The organism is Serratia sp. H402Y, assembly GCF_051172415.1.
GTDB classification, from domain to species: Bacteria; Pseudomonadota; Gammaproteobacteria; order Enterobacterales; family Enterobacteriaceae; genus Serratia; species Serratia ureilytica.
This window is the reverse complement of the sequence record NZ_JBPIYZ010000005.1, coordinates 254891-270850: the sequence shown is the minus strand read 5'-3', so window position 1 is coordinate 270850 and position 15960 is coordinate 254891. Positions and strand designations below refer to the sequence as shown.

Sequence of the window (15960 nt, the reverse complement as noted above, 5' to 3'; positions counted from 1 at the left end):
CTCTCAGAACTTGAAGCCGCGATGCAGGGCGACAATCCCACCGGTCAGGTTGAAATAGGTGACGTTTTCAAAACCGGCGTTGCCCATCATGCCCTTCAGGGTTTCCTGATCGGGGTGCATACGGATCGATTCCGCCAGATAGCGATAGCTGTCCGGATCTTTCACTACCAGCTCGCCGATCTTCGGCAGCACGTGGAAAGAGTATGCGTCGTAAGCTTTGCTCAGCGGCGCCAGCAGCGGTTTGGAGAACTCCAGCACCAACAGGCGGCCTCCCGGCTTCAGCACGCGGAACATCGAACGCAGCGCTTTGTCTTTGTCGGTGACGTTACGCAGGCCAAAGGAGATGGTGATGCAATCGAAGTAATTGTCCGGGAACGGCAGCGCTTCGGCGTTGGCCTGCACGTAATTGATGTTGCCGACGATGCCGCGATCGCGCAGCTTCTCGCGCCCCATCTTCAGCATCGAATCGTTGATGTCCGCCAGCACCACCTGCCCCTGCTCGCCAACCATGCGGGAGAACTTGGCGGCCAGGTCGCCGGTGCCACCGGCCAGATCCAGCACGCGCTGCCCGCGGCGCACGCCGCTGCAGTCAATGGTGAAACGCTTCCAGATACGGTGGATGCCGAACGACATCAGGTCGTTCATCACGTCATACTTTGCCGCTACCGAATGAAAAACGTCCGCCACCATGGCCTGTTTTTCGTCTCTAGCGACGGTGCGAAAACCGAAATCGGTGGTTTCCTGCGATTGATCTGCCATTGTCCTGCCTGCTATTCAGTCAATTTTGTGTGGATGAGTGTACCAGAAGCCCGAGGAATACCCCACCTCGCCACGGCCTCAGCCGTGCGAAACGAAGCCCGGTTCCCCGGTGGTATCATCATCGTCGTTCGTCTGCGGCAGCGCGGCGACCTCGTCGTCGTTCGCCTCTTCCGCTTCATCGTGTTGCGCGCCGGCTTGCTGCGCCAGCAGCGGGTTTATCGGCCGCTTGACCTCAACCCCCAGCGCGCGGAAACCTTCAATTTGGCCGATAAGATTACCACGGCCTTCGCTCAGTTTGTTCATCGCCTGACGATAACTGCCCTGCGCCTTGTCCAGGCTCTGTCCCAGCGCAGACATATCGTCCACGAACAGCCGCATCTTGTCATACAGTTTCGCCGCGCGCTCGGCGATGCGCTGGGCATTCTGGCTCTGATGCTCATAGCGCCACAGGTTGGTTATGGTACGCAGCGCCACCAGCAACGTGGTCGGGCTGACCAGCATGATGTTGTGCTTGAGCGCTTCGCTGATCAGCTCCGGCTCGCGATCGATAGCCAGCAGGAAGGCCGGCTCGACCGGAATGAACATCAGCACATAGTCCAGCGAACGCAGCCCCGGCAGCTGCTGGTAGTCCTTGCGGCCCAGCATGCGAATGTGGCCGCGCAGCGAAGCGATATGTTCGCTCAGCGCCGCTTCGCGCTCCGCCTCGTCTTCACCGTTGAAATAGCGCTCGTAGGCGATCAGCGACATCTTGGCGTCGATCACGACATCCTTGCCCTGCGGCAGGCGCACGATCACATCGGGCTGCATGCGACTCTGATGATCTACCCGCACGTTGACCTGCGTTTCATACTCGTGCCCTTCGCGCAGGCCGGAGGCCTCCAGCACCCGGCTCAGCACCACTTCACCCCAGTTGCCCTGGGTCTTGTTGTCGCCTTTCAGCGCCTTGGTGAGGTTGATGGCCTCGCGCGCCATCTGCGCATTCAACTGCTGCAGATTGCGTATCTCGTGCGTCAGCGTATGGCGCTCACGCGCCTCCTGGCCAAAGCTGTCCTGCACCTGCCGGCGGAAACCGTCCAGCTGTTCGCGCAGCGGCAGCAGTAACCGATCCAAACTTTGCTTATTTTGCTCGTCCACCTTGCGGCCGCTGTGTTCAAAAATGCGGTTGGCGAGGTTTTCAAACTGGGTGGTGAGGCGCTGTTCGCTGTTGATCAGCAGACGCTGCTTCTCCTCCGCCGCCATGCGCGTCTCTTCCAGACGGATGGTGACTTCGCGCAGCTCGGCCTCCTGCGCGCTGTTCACCTCGCGCTGGGCGCGCAGCTCTTGGTTGAGCAGCTCGCATTCGTTGCGCCAATGGTTGAGCTGTTGCAGTTTTTCATGTCCGGCCGCCAGCTGGCTGTGCAGGTTGCGCAGCTCCAGCTCGTTCTGGCGCGACTGCTGTTCGTGGCGCTGCAGGGCCTCCTGCCGCACGGCCGTCTCCTGCTGCGCCTGCTGCAACGCTTGCTCCAGCAACCGCAGTTCGGTTTCATGTTGCGCGTTCGTCTGCTGCACTCGCAGACTGGCGATCAGCCACCCTAACAGCATGCCGATCGCGACGCCGCCAATCCCATAAATCAGACTGGTATCCACCCTGCCTCCTGTTGCACCTTGCCGTTCCGGCGTTTCGCACGCCCATTGCCCGTCACGTTAAGGGGAGGCTGTATGGATGTCCAGCCTGATTTTGCCCGCCGCGCACAATATTGCGCGGCGCTGCGCAATTTAGCGAGAAATCAGCCCAGCCACTGGCTGAGCCACTTGATGCCGAACGCCCCCGGCGCCAGAATGCCGAACGCCCAGATCATCGCCGACGTGACGTTGGCCAACTGGAAGTAGCGCTGCGGCATGCCGCAAATGCCCCCCACCAGCGGCACCACGGCGCGCAGCGGGCCGAAGAAGCGGCCAATGAAAATGCCCAGCACGCCCCAGCGCTCAAAGAAGGCGTGGCCGCGCGCCAGCAGCTGCGGATTGCGCGACAGCGGCCACATATGGGCCACCCGATCCTGATAGTGGTAGCCGATCCAGTACGAGAGCCAGTCGCCGAAAAACGCCCCGGCGGCGGCGGCGGCCCAAATCGGCCAAAAGGCGATGCCGCTTTCGCCGATCAGCGCGCCCAGCGCCAGCAGGATCACCGTGGCCGGCAGCAGCAGCGACAAAAACGCCAGCGACTCGCCGAACGCCAGGAAGAAGATGATGGGAATGGCCCAGCCTTCGTGCTGACGCACGACGTCGCTGACCCAGTTAATAACGTCATTGAGGCTCAATGCGGGGCTCCTGATACGCGATGGTTCGCCGCCTAGGATAAGCCGGGGCGAGTTAAACCCCGGCTAAACACGCGGCAATTTACTCGAGGTAGAACGCCCGCAGCACTTCGCGCTGGGCCGCGCCCAGGCCGTATTCCGCTTCCAGCCAGCGGTCGGTGGAGCCGTATTGTTGGCGGATGCAGCCCAGCGCCGTCATCAGGAACTCCTCGCGCGCGCTGAGCACGTAGGCGAATTGCTCCAGCGCCGCCGCATTCAACTTGATAGACAGCTGATCCAGCATCTGCTCGCGGAAAGCGGCCAGCGTGGTTTCGGTCAGCAGATAGTCTTCCAGCACCGTCGCTTCGTCGGCCCCCAGCGCGAACAGCACCAGCGCCGAACCGACCCCGGTGCGATCCTTGCCGACCGCGCAGTGTTGCACGATTGCGCCGCCGCCGGGGTTGCTCAACAGCTGCGCCAACCGCTGATAGGCCGCATTGCCGAACGGCAGGCGGCGATACAGCTCCAGCATGAACGCCCGGGCGTCGAAAGCGGCCAGCGTTTCGTTGGTGAGCTTTTCCAGGTTGGCGTTGACTTCGCTGCTCAGCGGGTTGGCCGGCACGTGGTGATAGTCGGCGCCATTCCACAGAATATCCGGTTTGGCCTGCACTTCGTCGGCATCGCGGTAGTCCAGCACCGAACGCACCGGCACCCCAGCGAGGAAAGTGCAGTCGTTTTCCGTCAGCCGCTCGAGAGAACCGGAGCGGAACAGCAGGCCGCGTTTGATGCGGCGCCCGTCGGCCACGCCGTTGCCGCCGAAGTCACGGAAGTTAATGCCGCCGTCGAGCGGCGCAAGCGAAGGATGAAGCAGGATCTGGGCGGTCATAAACGTCCTCGTTGTTTTTGTTCTGACAACGCGCGGCAGCCATCGGCGCAGCGCTGAGGAGTATCACCGTAACAGATTAGCCGCGAATGGAAAAACGGACCGCGTCGGCGGCCCGTTCAGTCCGTTGACAAAGGAGGAAAAAGCGTGGTTTTTCCTCCTTTGTGGTTATCCGCCGAAAATCAATAAATTGATTTTCCCTGTTTGTTATCCGCTGCTTTCTGCAAACCGGGCAATGGCATGAGGTTTGTCATCAATCTCAACGGACCGCGTCGGCGGCCCGTTGAGGGAAGGCGATTACAGCAGACGGCGGGCGGCGTCCACCACGATCTGCACCGCTTTGCTTTCGGTGTTTTTCATGGTCTCGGCGTTCGGGATCTCTTGCTGGGTGCGGTTAACGATCACCCCGGCCACCATGCCGGCGCGCAGGCCCTGGCTGGCGCACATGGTCAGCAGCGTGGCGGATTCCATTTCATAGTTCATCACGCCCATCGCCTGCCATTCTTCCATCGAGCCTTTGAAACGGCTGACCACGCGGCCAGAGTAGGTATCGTAACGTTCCTGGCCCGGATAGAAGGTATCGGAAGAAGCCGTCACGCCAATGTGGGTGGTGGCGCCGCTGGCTTTGGCCGCTTCCACCAGCGCGGTGGTGCAGGCGAAGTCCGCGACCGCCGGGAACTCCATCGGCGCAAAGTGCAGGCTGGCGCCGTCGAGGCGTACCGCTGCCGTAGTCACCAGTACGTCGCCGACGTTGATGTTCGCCTGAATGGCGCCGGTGGTGCCGATACGCAGGAAGGTGCGGATGCCCAGCTGCGCCAGCTCTTCCACCGCGATAGAGGTAGACGGGCCGCCGATGCCGGTGGAGCAGACGATCACCGCCTTGCCATCCAGCTCTGCGCGCCAGGTGGTGAATTCACGATGGGAGGCCAGATGCACCGGATTTTCCATCAGCTTGGCAATTTTCTCTACGCGCTGCGGATCGCCCGGCACGATGGCAAGCTGGGCCCCTTGTAAATCGTTCTTGGTGAGGCCGAGATGAAAAACATCAGACTGAGACATACGAGACTCCTCATGGATCATGTTTATTGGGAGGAACAAAAAAGCACTCTACTGAAAATCGCCGCTTAATTTCGTGACGATAGTCACTATGAAAAGAGAAACAAATTACATGCTACATATTTTTTGTGATTTTTATCACAAAAAAAGCACTATAAGGCATCCAGAACGCACCGCTAAACCTCAGTCTAGCCGACAAACCTTGCAGCTCCCTGACCGTTGATTGCCGGCTGAAACTATTTAGCTCATCAATTCGAAATACCCCCATCTTATCGGTTGCTTAGGGACAAAAAAGCCCTCTAACGCACCTTATGGCACTTACGCGGGCCAAAACGCGTAATAACATGATAAAAAGCGCTTAAAAATGCCGTAAAGCCAGATAATTAGCCGTTTTTTATCGACTTGTCCGAAAGTGCGCCACGCAGCGCCAATAATGGGTAATCTTTCCTATAGTTAATCTCAGCGCTTTTTTCTATTGCACGGAGACCGCAATGAAAACCGAACATGTGATGACATTAGAACAGGCTCAGGGAGGATTCGCCCCGGCCGCCGCGCCGGTAGCCGCCTCCGCGATTATCACCGATGAACAGGGCATTCACGCCGGGCAAACGACTATTCCTTCCCAGGGAGACGCGCTGCCGGCCTACGTCGCCAAACCCGCCGACCACAACGGCCCCTTCCCCATCGTGCTGGTGGTGCAGGAAATCTTCGGCGTCCATGAACATATTCAGGATCTGTGCCGCCGCCTGGCCAAACAGGGCTATCTGGCGATTGCCCCCGAGCTCTATTTCCGCCAGGGCGACGCCAACGACTACACCGATATCGGCGAGCTGTTCCAGCAGCTGGTGACCAAGGTGCCGGATCGTCAGGTGCTGTCGGATCTGGATCACGCCGCGCACTGGGCTATCCGCCACGGCGGCGACGCCGGCAAGCTGGCGATCACCGGTTTTTGCTGGGGCGGCCGCATTACCTGGCTGTACGCGGCGCACAACCCGCAGTTAAAAGCGGCCGTCGCCTGGTACGGCAAACTGGTGGGTGAAAAAACGCTGAATTCGCCGAAGCATCCGGTCGATGTCGCCACACACTTGTCAACGCCGGTGCTGGGGCTGTATGGCGGGCAGGACAGCGGCATTCCGCTGGATACGGTGGAAAACATGCGTCAGGCGATCCGCGCCGCCAACGCCGATGCCGAAATCGTGGTGTATCCTGGCGTCGGGCACGCATTCAACGCCGACTATCGCCCCAGCTACAACGCCGAAGCGGCGGAAGACGGCTGGCAGCGCATGCTGGCGTGGTTCGCCCAGCACGGCGTCAATTAATTTTTCTCATCCCATCAACCGGTACACTGTAATATTTGAGCTGTACCGGTTTTTTTGCAATACAACACTTTTTAAAATCGAATTATTCGAGCTGAATTATTAACATAGGTTAGCATCAGAATAATCAATAAAAAAATACAAGCGGACATACTTCGGAGAAGATAGAAACGCTGAACAAAAGAGAAACTCTACCACTTACTAAAATCAGGTGCTCATGACTCTTGTCTATCCCCCATCATCCAAGTTTGACCAAATACATATTACTAATATATACAGTAAGATAGAATCATCGTATCATGTCGAGACTTCGTTATTGCTATGACACTCAGGAGTGATTAATTATGAATATAACCCATCTAAAATTAAGGAACTGGAGAAATTTCAGGGAGTTAGACATGCCACTAAAGGAAACTACCTGGCTATTGGGTCCAAATGCTTCCGGTAAATCTAACTTACTTGATGTTTTCCGTTTTTTAAGGGATATCTGTAAGGCTCAAGGTGGGGGATTACAAAAAGCTATTGCTGAGCGTGGAGGGATTCCTAAACTCAGATGCTTACATGCTCGACGCCCACCAGAGGTAAGAATTGATATATCCCTCTCTGAGAATATTGATGACTTAGTCCCAACCTGGAGATACGTCCTTTCATTTATGCCAGAGGGTAAAGGTGCACAAAGGACTTTAATAAAAGAGGAGCAAGTATTCCATAAAGGGAAAAGAATCGTTAATCGCCCTACAGCAGCAGATGAGAAAGACAAAGTTAGATTGACGCAAACATACCTTGAACAAATTCAAACAAATGCTGACTTTAGAGAAATATCAGACTACCTAAGTAATACGACTTACTTACATCTAGTTCCACAATTATTGAAATTCGGAGATCTGATTGGTGGAAAAATTATCGAAGATGATCCGTTTGGACAAGGTTTTCTAGAAAGGCTAGCAAAAACGACGCCGAGAACTCGAGATAGCCGATTACGTAAAATTGAAAGCGCTCTGAGTCTTGCTGTTCCTCAATTTAAACAGTTGAGATTTTCTCAAGACTCTATTACTGGAAGGCCTCATCTTGAAGCTTTGTATACACATCATAGGCCTAACGCTGGCTGGCAGCGAGAGGAGCACTTCTCTGATGGTACATTAAGACTACTTGGGTTATTTTGGTCTATATTAGATGGCAACTCATTATTACTACTTGAAGAGCCAGAATTATCTCTGAATGATGCTATAGTAAGAGAAATTCCCGCTATTTTGCAACGGATGCAAAAAGATAAAAAAAGGAAGCGTCAGCTAATTATAAGTACGCACAGTGAAGCTTTACTTAGCAATCAAGGTATTGATGCCAGTGGAGTAATGATCCTCGAACCTAGTGCCGAAGGGACAAGCATAAGGCAATTGAATCCAACAGAAAAAGATGCGATTAAAAGTGGTTTCTCTGTTGCAGAAGTAGTACTGCCAAAAACTCGTCCACAATTTGCTGAACAACTAGGATTGTGGTAATGAATAGCCAAAATCTTGTGTTAGGAACCGAAGATGAGCTAAGCGAAGCTATTGGTGAAAAACTAGTCTCACTTACAAATGGGAAATTGATAGTAAATCAAAAGCTCCGGCAAAATGGTTTTGGATACTTAAAGAAGAGAATTCATAACTTCTGTCAACTCGCAGAGCGACATCCCGTATTGCTAATCACTGACTTGGATAATGCTGCATGTCCCGAGAAACTTAAATTATCTTGGTTAAAAGAAAGAAAAGAGCCCGACAGTTTTATATTTAGGGTAGCAGTCAGAGAAATTGAATCATGGATACTAGCCGACCACTCTGGATTGAATACTCTTTTCGGTAAGAAAGCAGGTAAATTCCCTGATAACCCTGACCTATTGCCTAATCCAAAAGCGACTTTACTTTCACTCGCAGGAAAAGCACCAAGAGATGTAAAAGAAGCATTAGTAGCAAAAAAAGGGAGTACTGCCATACAAGGGATACAATATAATTCATTGCTATGCGACTTTGTTAAACGGAACTGGAATCCTGAAGAAGCATCTTTGCGTTCAAAAAGTTTAGCTTTGACAATTAATAGTCTAAATAAATTAGCAGAGAATATTTAATTCATCCCAAGCAAAAAAGGGCGCCGAAGCGCCCAATCATCACACCAGTAAATCTATCTGCGGCGGTTTACCCGCCGCACGGCATCACGCGTGCTCGCGCAGGCGCTGCGCCGCCAATACCATGTTGGCCAGCGACTGCCGGGTTTCCGGCCAACCGCGAGTTTTCAGGCCGCAATCGGGGTTGACCCACAGGCGTTCCGCCGGGATGTTCTGCGCCGCTTTACGCAGCAGCGCTTCGATCCATTCCACGCTCGGCACGTTCGGCGAGTGGATATCGTAGACGCCCGGCCCGATTTCGTTCGGGTATTCGAACTCTTTGAAGGCTTCCAGCAGATCCATATCGGAACGCGAGGTCTCGATGGTGATCACGTCGGCGTCCAGCGCGGCGATGGAGTCCATAATGTCGTTGAACTCGCAGTAACACATGTGGGTGTGGATCTGGGTGTCATCCTGCGCCACGGCGGCGTTCAATTTGAAGGCGTCCACCGCCCAGTTCAGGTAGGCGGCCCAGTCGGATTGTCGCAGCGGCAGCCCCTCGCGCAGCGCAGGTTCGTCGATCTGAATGATGCCGATGCCGGCTTTTTCCAAATCCTCCACCTCGTCGCGCAGCGCCAGCGCAATCTGCTTGGCGATCACTTCGCGGGTCACGTCTTCACGCGGGAACGACCAGCACAGGATGGTCACCGGCCCGGTCAACATGCCTTTCACCGGCTTGTCGGTCAACGACTGGGCGAATTTGGCCCATTCGACGGTAATGGCTTCCGGGCGGCTGACGTCACCGATGATCACCGGCGGCTTCACGCAGCGGGAACCGTAGCTCTGCACCCAACCATTCTGGGTAAACACGAAGCCGTCGAGGTTCTCACCGAAATATTCCACCATGTCGTTGCGCTCGGCTTCACCGTGCACCAGTACGTCCAGCCCGAGGCGCTCCTGCTCGACGATCGCCTGTTTGATGTGCTCACCGATGCTGGTGCGGTAGTTGCTGCCGTCCAAACGGCCCTGTTTGAAGTCCAGACGCAGGCCGCGGATTTCGGTGGTCTGTGGGAACGAACCGATGGTCGTCGTCGGCCAGGCCGGCAGCTTGAAACGCTCGCGCTGCGCCCTGGCGCGCTCGGCGTACGCGCTGCGGCGTTCGCAGTCCTGCGCGGTGATCGCGGCCAGACGGCGCTCAACCTGTGGGTTATGCACGCGGTTCGACTGGCGACGGGCGCGGATCGGCGCGCTGTAGGCGTCCAGCTCGGCCTGTTTCGTCGCGTCAGGCGCGTTCAGCGCCGAGCTCAACAGCGCCAGCTCGGCGCATTTTTGCAGGGCGAAGGCGAACCAGCTTTTCACTTCTTCGTCCAGACGGCTTTCCACGCTCAGATCGATCGGGCTGTGCAGCAGTGAACAGGAGGTGCCGATCCACAGCGGGCGCTGCCCCACCAGCGGCTGCAGACGTTCGAACCATCGGCTCAGATCGGCGCGCCAAACGTTGCGGCCGTTGATCACGCCCAGCGACAGCAGCCAGTCTTGCGGCAATGCGGCGCTCAGCGCGGCGATATCGTCATGGCCGGCGACCAGATCGACGTGCAGCCCCTGCACCGGCAGCGTGCGTATGGTGTCGAGGTTGTGGCCGACGCTGTCGAAATACGTGGTCAACAGCAACTTAACCTGCCCCTGCAACGCGTCATACGCCGGTTTGAAGGCGTCCAGCCAGGCTTGCGGCAGCTCCAGCACCAGCGCAGGTTCGTCGATTTGCACCCATTCGACGCCGCGCTTCGCCAGCTCCGCCAGCACCTGCTGGTAAACCGGCAGGATCTCTTTCAGCAGCGACAGGCGGTGGAACGGCTCGCCCTTCACTTTACCCAGCCACAGATAAGTCACCGGGCCAAGCAGCACCGGCTTGATGTGATGCCCCAGCGCCAGCGCTTCGTCCACTTCGTCCAGCAGTTGGGTCCAGCCCAGCTTGAACTGCTGGCCTTGCTGGAATTCGGGCACCATGTAGTGATAGTTGGTGTTAAACCATTTGGTCATTTCCGCCGCGGCCGCCGGCTCGCCGGTCGGTGCGCGGCCACGGCCGATGCGGAACAGCGTGTCCAGATCAATAGAGCCATCCGCATTCTGATGGCGCGCCGGCACGTTGCCCAGCAGCAGGCTGGTGGTCAACACATGATCGTACCAGGCGAAATCGCCGACCGGCACCAAATCCACCCCGGCCTGCCGTTGCTGCTGCCAATGACGAGCGCGCAGCTCGCGGCCAACCGCCAACAGCTCTTCCTGCGTTGAGTTGCCGGCCCAGTAGCTTTCCTGAGCTTTTTTCAGCTCACGTCGTAGCCCAACGCGAGGAAAACCCAGTGTGTGATTCAAAATTGCCATCGTCATATTCCCCATTTAGCCGTCCAGATGTTTACACATCCATAATCAGCAGGTACTGTATTAACCACAAGCGCAATTTATTCACTGTCAATGTGAAGGACTCTCATGATCGAACTGAAACATTTACGGACGCTGCAGGCTCTGCGCAACAGCGGTTCGTTGGCGGGGGCGGCGGCCCAACTTCATCAGACGCAGTCTGCCCTGTCGCACCAGTTCAGCGATCTTGAGCAACGTCTGGGCTTCAAGCTGTTCGTGCGCAAAAGCCAGCCCCTGCGCTTCACCGCCCAGGGCGAGATCCTGCTGCAGCTGGCGGAACAGGTGCTGCCGCAGATCCAGCAGGCGCTGCAGGCCTGCCACGAGCCGCATCAAACCACGCTACGCATCGCCATCGAATGCCACAGCTGCATTCAGTGGCTAACGCCGGCGCTGGACAACTTCCGCCAGCGTTTCCCGCAGGTAGTGATGGACTTCACCTCCGGCGTCACTTTCGACCCGCAGCCGGCCCTGCAACAGGGCGAGCTGGATCTGGTGATGACGTCGGATATCCTGCCGCGCAGCGGCCTGCACTATTCGCCGATGTTCGATTTTGAGGTGCGTCTGGTGCTGGCGCCGGATCATCCGCTGGCCGGCAAGCCGCACATCGAGCCGGAAGACTTGAGCGATGAAACGCTGTTGATTTACCCGGTGCAGCGCCAGCGGCTAGATATCTGGCGGCATTTCCTGCAGCCGGCGGGCGTCAACCCGGCGTTGAAGAACGTCGATAACACGCTGCTGCTGATCCAGATGGTCTCGGCGCGGATGGGGATTGCGGCGCTGCCGCATTGGGTGGTGGAAAGTTTCGAACGGCAGGGGCTGGTGGTGACCAAAACCCTGGGTGACGGCCTGTGGAGCCGCCTGTACGCCGCCGTGCGCGACGGTGAACAGCGCCAGGCGGTGACCGAAGCCTTTATCCGCTCGGCCCGCCAGCACGCCTGCGATCATCTGCCGTTCGTGCGCGACGCGGCACGCCCCGGCGCGACCGGCGCCAAAGCGTTGGCGGCCGGCGTATAAACTGCCGGCCCCCGTTTAGCCGAGCTGTTTCGGCGCCACCCAGCGGCGGTGCACCCACAGCGAAGCGACGATCACCGCCCCGCCGAGGATAAAGCTCGGCCAGTGCGGCTGCTGCTGCCAAATGGCCAGGTTGACCAATAAGCCGGCCGGCACATGCATGTTGTTCATGATGCCGAGCGTGCCCGCATCGACCTGCGTCGCGCCGTAGTTCCACATGAAGTAACCCAACCCCGACGCCACCACGCCCAGCCAGATCAGCACGCCCCACTGCAGATTGGTGGTTGGCAGCTGCTGCGGATTGCCCCACAGGAACCAGGCCACTACCGCCACCGCCGCCGCCCCCAGGTAGAACCAGGAAAAGGCGGTGTGCTGCGGCAAGGGGTGCACTTCCATCAGGCGCTTATAGCCGACCATGCCGATGGCGAAGCTGATGTTCGCCGCCTGCACCAGCAACAACCCCCACCAGAAGTGTTCGCTCAGTTGGTGATAGCGAATGATCGCCGCGCCCAGCACCGCCAGCAGCGCGCTGAAGGCGTAGCCCCAGCGCAGGCGACGGCCGCTCAGCAAGTCGTAGATCAGCGTGATGTACAATGGCGTCAGCACGGTGAACAACAGGAACTCCGGCACCGTCAGATAGAGATAAGCGCGGAAGCTGATGAGGTACATGATGCCCAGCTGGAAGGCGCCCACCAGCATATACAGCAGGATCACCTTGAGTTTGATGTTGCGCCAGCGCAGGAACGGCAGGAACACCAGCGCCGCCAGCCCGATGCGCATCAGCACCGAGAACCAGCTGTCGACATGGCCCGCCAAATATTCGCCGATCAGGCTGAAAGAGAACGCCCACAGAATGGTGGTGATAACCAAGAGCAGCACGATGGGTTCATCCTAGCAATTCATAAACCGCGATTGTAACGGAAGATGGACGCATAAGGGGATGAAAGGCGGTTTACGTCTGAACAAAATACAAACTACCAGCAAAATTTCAGCGCTGAGTTAGGCTTAATAAAAAGGCGAGGTAACCATCATGAAAACTTCTCACATTCTGTTCGCTCTGCTGTTGCTGCCTGGGTTGGCGGCGGCCAACGGCGTAACCGACCTGCGCTCACAGCAGCAGTTACTCAACCAAAACAGCCAGCAGGCGCAACAACAGCGCTTGTTGAACAACCGGCAGATGGATCAACGCCGCCTGCAGCAGCAGCGACAGTTCGACAATCAACGGCAACAGCTGTTGCAAACCGCGCCGAACGGCGGGCAACTGCTGCCTAACGGCAACCAGCCGCGCGATCCGTTCAATCGCACCGCGCCGGCGGTGCCGCAGGCGCCGATGCCGGCTACGCCCGCACGCCCATAACGGTGAGGATCAGCGGCGTGGTGATCGCCGCCAGCACGGTGGACATCACCAGGCTGGTGGCGGCCGGGCCGGTGAGCGTATTGAACTGGCGCGACATCAGGTAGACGTTCACCCCCACCGCCATCGACCCAAGCAGCACCACAACCCGGGTCTCCATCGGCGGCAGATCCATCATCCAGGCCAGCAGCCAAATCACCAACGGCTGTACCAGCAACTTCAGCACGCAGATGGCGCTGCTCAGCTGCCAGCCTTCGCTGATGCGGTACTCGGCGAGCCCCATGCCAAGCACCACCAGCGACAGCGGCGCCGCCACCTGGCCGAGCATGCTGACCGGTCGATCGACGAAGTCCGGCAGCGGCAGGCCGGTCAGGCTAAACAGCGTACCGGACAAAATGCCGACGATCAGCGGGTTGGTCAGCACGCTGCGCGCGGTTTTGGCAAAGCCCCCCAGCGTCGGCGAGCCGTTGCGCGCCCATTCGATCGATACCGTGACCAGCGTCCACAGGATCAGGCCGTTGAACACCAGCACCAGCGCCACCGACGGGATCGCCGCCTGCCCCAGCATTACGCTGGCGATCGGTAAACCGAGCATCACGTTATTGGAGAAAATACCGCCCAGCGCAAACACCGATCCGGCGACGCCATCCAGCCGGAAGAGGTGCCGGGCGACCAGGCGGCCAAGCACGAACACGATCAGGCAACTGCCGAAGAACGCGATCAACAGCCGGGCGTCGACCGCCGGGCGCTGCGAGAAGTCGCACATCATGCGAAACAGCATGGCGGGCAAGGCGAGGGAAAACACGAAACGCGTCAGGCCATCGGTGATGCTGGAGGGCCATTTCCCCCAGCGAATCAGCCCATAACCCAACGCGATCAGGGCGAACAGCGGTAAAGACAGCACGATCTGGTGCCACAGTGACATCATAAAGCCTGGCATCGCATTCCTTCCGTTGGCGCGGCGGCAAGGCTTGTCGTCGCGGGATTTATCGGCGCCGGATTAAAAATCCGAGCCAATCAAATCTATCCGGTCGGTGCAAATGCAGTCAACGCCCCAGTCGAGCAGCAGGCGCGCGCGATCCGGTTGGTTGACGGTATACACCAGAATGCGCAGCCCGGCGTCTTTCAACGCGTTCACCCGCTCGGCGGTCAGCGCTTTGTGGTCGATATGCAGCGAGACGCAGTCCAGACGCTCCGTCAGCTCGCGCCAGTTGTCGTCCCACTCCTCCAGCAGCAGGCCACGCGGCAAATCCGGCACGGTGCGCTGCGCCGCCGCCAACGCTTCCACCGAGAAGGAGGAGAGCAGCGGGTCGGTCTGCCCTTGCCACAGCAACCGCGCCGCCAGCGCCACCACCCGGCCGGTTTCATCGTCGCTGCCGGTGGTCGGTTTGATCTCGATATTGGCCATCAGGCCATGTTCCCGGCAGCGTTCCGCCACCTCCGACAGCAGCGGCAGCCGCTCGCCCTTGAAGGCCGAGCTGTACCAGTTGCCGGCGTCCAGCTGCACCAGTTTATCCCACGGCAGTTCGCCCGCCACGCCCCAGCCGTTGCTGGTGCGATCCAGCGTATCGTCATGCAGCAGGAAAATTTGTCCGTCCTGCGCCAGCTTGGCGTCGAACTCGATCATCTTGTGGCCGTGGCGCGCGCCGACGTCGATCGCCGCCAGAGTGTTTTCCGGCGCCAGAGAACCGCCGCCGCGGTGGGCGACAATATGAGGGTAAGGCCAGGGTCTCGTCATCAATCCATCCGTAATCCGCTGTGGGTGTCAAAGAAGTGCAGCGCCTGAGCAGGCAGCTGCAAATATAGCGTACTGCCCGCCGCCGGCAAGGTTTCATGCGACAACCGCGCGATCACCCCGTGACCGCCCCACTGGCCGTGCGCCAGATTGTCGGCTCCCAGCAGTTCCAGCGTCTGCAGTTGCAGCGGCACGCCCTGGCCTTGCGCCACCAGCTGAATATGCTCCGGCCGAATGCCCAGCGTCAACGGCCGCCCCGCCCACTGCGGCTTGGCCGCCGGCAACGGCAGCGCCATGCCGTCCGCCAGCAGCAGCTGGCCGCCGTCGGCGCTCAGGGTGCCGGGCAACAGGTTCATCGCCGGCGAGCCGATAAAGCCGGCGACGAACAGCGAAGCCGGCCGTTGGTACACTTCGCTCGGGGTGCCGATCTGCTCCGCCACGCCCTTGTTCATTACGATCACCCGCTGCGCCAGCGTCATCGCCTCCACTTGGTCGTGAGTCACGTACAGGCTGGTGGTTTTCAGGCGTCGGTGCAGCTGTTGCAGCTCCAGGCGCATCTGCACCCGCAGCTTGGCGTCCAGGTTGGACAGCGGTTCATCGAACAGGAACACCGCCGGTTCGCGCACGATGGCGCGCCCCATCGCCACGCGCTGGCGCTGGCCGCCGGAAAGTTCGCGCGGTTTACGCTTGAGCAGCGGCTCCAGCTCCAGGATGCGCGCCGCTTCCTCCACTCGCTGGCGGATATGCTCCTTGCCGAAACCGCGGATCTTGAGGCCGTAAGCCATGTTGTCGTACACGCTCATGTGCGGATAGAGCGCGTAGTTCTGGAACACCATCGCGATGCCGCGATCCTTGGGCTCCAGATCGGTCACGCGCCGGGTATCGATATAGATATCGCCGCTGGTGGTGCGCTCCAGTCCGGCCACCATCCGCAGCAGCGTGGATTTGCCGCAGCCGGACGGGCCGACCATCACGATGAATTCACCGTCCGCCACGTCGAGGTCGATCTGTTTGATCACCGGCGTTTTACCGTCGTAAGACTTGGTGACCGCCTGTAGTTTTAATCCTGCCATCG

15 protein-coding genes are annotated in these 15960 nt (G+C 58.5%); 5 read left to right on the top strand and 10 right to left on the bottom strand.

The features are described from left to right. Window positions 1–3: 3 nt before the first annotated feature. The 5 genes from ubiE to udp form a co-directional block, all read right to left on the bottom strand. Window positions 4–759 (bottom strand): bifunctional demethylmenaquinone methyltransferase/2-methoxy-6-polyprenyl-1,4-benzoquinol methylase UbiE, encoded by a 756-nt coding sequence (ubiE, locus tag ACSBQS_RS21340; RefSeq protein WP_004934443.1) that lies wholly within the window; start codon window positions 757–759, stop codon window positions 4–6. A 78-nt stretch (window positions 760–837) separates the two neighbouring features. After that, window positions 838–2385, bottom strand: coding sequence for a DNA recombination protein RmuC (gene rmuC / locus ACSBQS_RS21335; RefSeq protein WP_033652654.1), 1548 nt, complete (start codon window positions 2383–2385; stop codon window positions 838–840). 140 nt (window positions 2386–2525) lie between these two features. Further along, window positions 2526–3056, bottom strand: a complete 531-nt coding sequence (locus ACSBQS_RS21330; RefSeq protein WP_004934438.1) for a DedA family protein — start codon at window positions 3054–3056, stop codon at window positions 2526–2528. A 79-nt stretch (window positions 3057–3135) separates the two neighbouring features. Continuing rightward, window positions 3136–3918 carry a tyrosine-protein phosphatase gene (locus ACSBQS_RS21325; protein WP_033644975.1) on the bottom strand — a complete coding sequence of 261 codons (783 nt, stop codon included), beginning with the start codon at window positions 3916–3918 and terminating at the stop codon, window positions 3136–3138. A 294-nt stretch (window positions 3919–4212) separates the two neighbouring features. After that, window positions 4213–4974, bottom strand: a complete 762-nt coding sequence (gene udp, locus ACSBQS_RS21320) for a uridine phosphorylase (RefSeq protein WP_004934432.1) — start codon at window positions 4972–4974, stop codon at window positions 4213–4215. 488 nt (window positions 4975–5462) lie between these two features. On the opposite strand from udp, the gene ACSBQS_RS21315 reads away from it, so the two are divergent. The 3 genes from ACSBQS_RS21315 to ACSBQS_RS21305 all read left to right on the top strand — a co-directional run bounded on the left by ACSBQS_RS21315 (window position 5463) and on the right by ACSBQS_RS21305 (window position 8391). After that, the gene (locus ACSBQS_RS21315) at window positions 5463–6290 is read left to right on the top strand and encodes a dienelactone hydrolase family protein (protein WP_342164406.1); all 828 of its coding nucleotides are present in this window, start codon (window positions 5463–5465) and stop codon (window positions 6288–6290) included. 341 nt (window positions 6291–6631) lie between these two features. Continuing rightward, the gene (locus ACSBQS_RS21310) at window positions 6632–7786 is read left to right on the top strand and encodes an AAA family ATPase (RefSeq protein WP_085058465.1); all 1155 of its coding nucleotides are present in this window, start codon (window positions 6632–6634) and stop codon (window positions 7784–7786) included. Further along, window positions 7786–8391, top strand: coding sequence for a DUF4276 family protein (locus ACSBQS_RS21305; RefSeq protein WP_147881555.1), 606 nt, complete (start codon window positions 7786–7788; stop codon window positions 8389–8391). The genes ACSBQS_RS21310 and ACSBQS_RS21305 overlap by 1 nt, the downstream gene beginning before the upstream one ends. Before the next feature lie 84 nt (window positions 8392–8475). On the opposite strand, the gene metE is transcribed toward ACSBQS_RS21305, so the two are convergent. Further along, window positions 8476–10764 carry a 5-methyltetrahydropteroyltriglutamate--homocysteine S-methyltransferase gene (metE, locus tag ACSBQS_RS21300; protein WP_197666753.1) on the bottom strand — a complete coding sequence of 763 codons (2289 nt, stop codon included), beginning with the start codon at window positions 10762–10764 and terminating at the stop codon, window positions 8476–8478. Window positions 10765–10854: 90 nt separating this feature from the next. On the opposite strand from metE, the gene metR reads away from it, so the two are divergent. After that, window positions 10855–11799 carry an HTH-type transcriptional regulator MetR gene (gene metR, locus ACSBQS_RS21295; RefSeq protein ID WP_016929455.1) on the top strand — a complete coding sequence of 315 codons (945 nt, stop codon included), beginning with the start codon at window positions 10855–10857 and terminating at the stop codon, window positions 11797–11799. A gap of 15 nt (window positions 11800–11814) precedes the next feature. On the opposite strand, the gene ACSBQS_RS21290 is transcribed toward metR, so the two are convergent. After that, on the bottom strand, window positions 11815–12675 hold the full coding sequence (locus ACSBQS_RS21290; RefSeq protein ID WP_033652651.1) for a carboxylate/amino acid/amine transporter: 861 nt from the start codon (window positions 12673–12675) through the stop codon (window positions 11815–11817). Window positions 12676–12826: 151 nt separating this feature from the next. Between ACSBQS_RS21290 and ACSBQS_RS21285 the strand changes: the two genes are divergently transcribed. Beyond that, complete coding sequence (locus tag ACSBQS_RS21285; protein ID WP_434991334.1) at window positions 12827–13153, top strand: hypothetical protein; 327 nt, start codon at window positions 12827–12829, stop codon at window positions 13151–13153. On the opposite strand, the gene ACSBQS_RS21280 is transcribed toward ACSBQS_RS21285, so the two are convergent. Genes ACSBQS_RS21280 through ACSBQS_RS21270 form a run of 3 tightly spaced genes read right to left on the bottom strand, consistent with a single transcriptional unit; the run spans window position 13134 to window position 15958 of the window. Further along, the gene (locus ACSBQS_RS21280; RefSeq protein WP_016929458.1) at window positions 13134–14090 is read right to left on the bottom strand and encodes an AEC family transporter; all 957 of its coding nucleotides are present in this window, start codon (window positions 14088–14090) and stop codon (window positions 13134–13136) included. The two genes, ACSBQS_RS21285 and ACSBQS_RS21280, sit on opposite strands and share 20 nt — an antisense overlap. A gap of 60 nt (window positions 14091–14150) precedes the next feature. Further along, window positions 14151–14888, bottom strand: coding sequence for a glycerophosphodiester phosphodiesterase (gene ugpQ / locus ACSBQS_RS21275; RefSeq protein WP_016929459.1), 738 nt, complete (start codon window positions 14886–14888; stop codon window positions 14151–14153). Beyond that, on the bottom strand, window positions 14888–15958 hold the full coding sequence (locus ACSBQS_RS21270; protein WP_197799053.1) for a sn-glycerol-3-phosphate import ATP-binding protein UgpC: 1071 nt from the start codon (window positions 15956–15958) through the stop codon (window positions 14888–14890). The genes ugpQ and ACSBQS_RS21270 overlap by 1 nt, the downstream gene beginning before the upstream one ends. Between the last annotated feature and the right edge of the window lie 2 nt (window positions 15959–15960).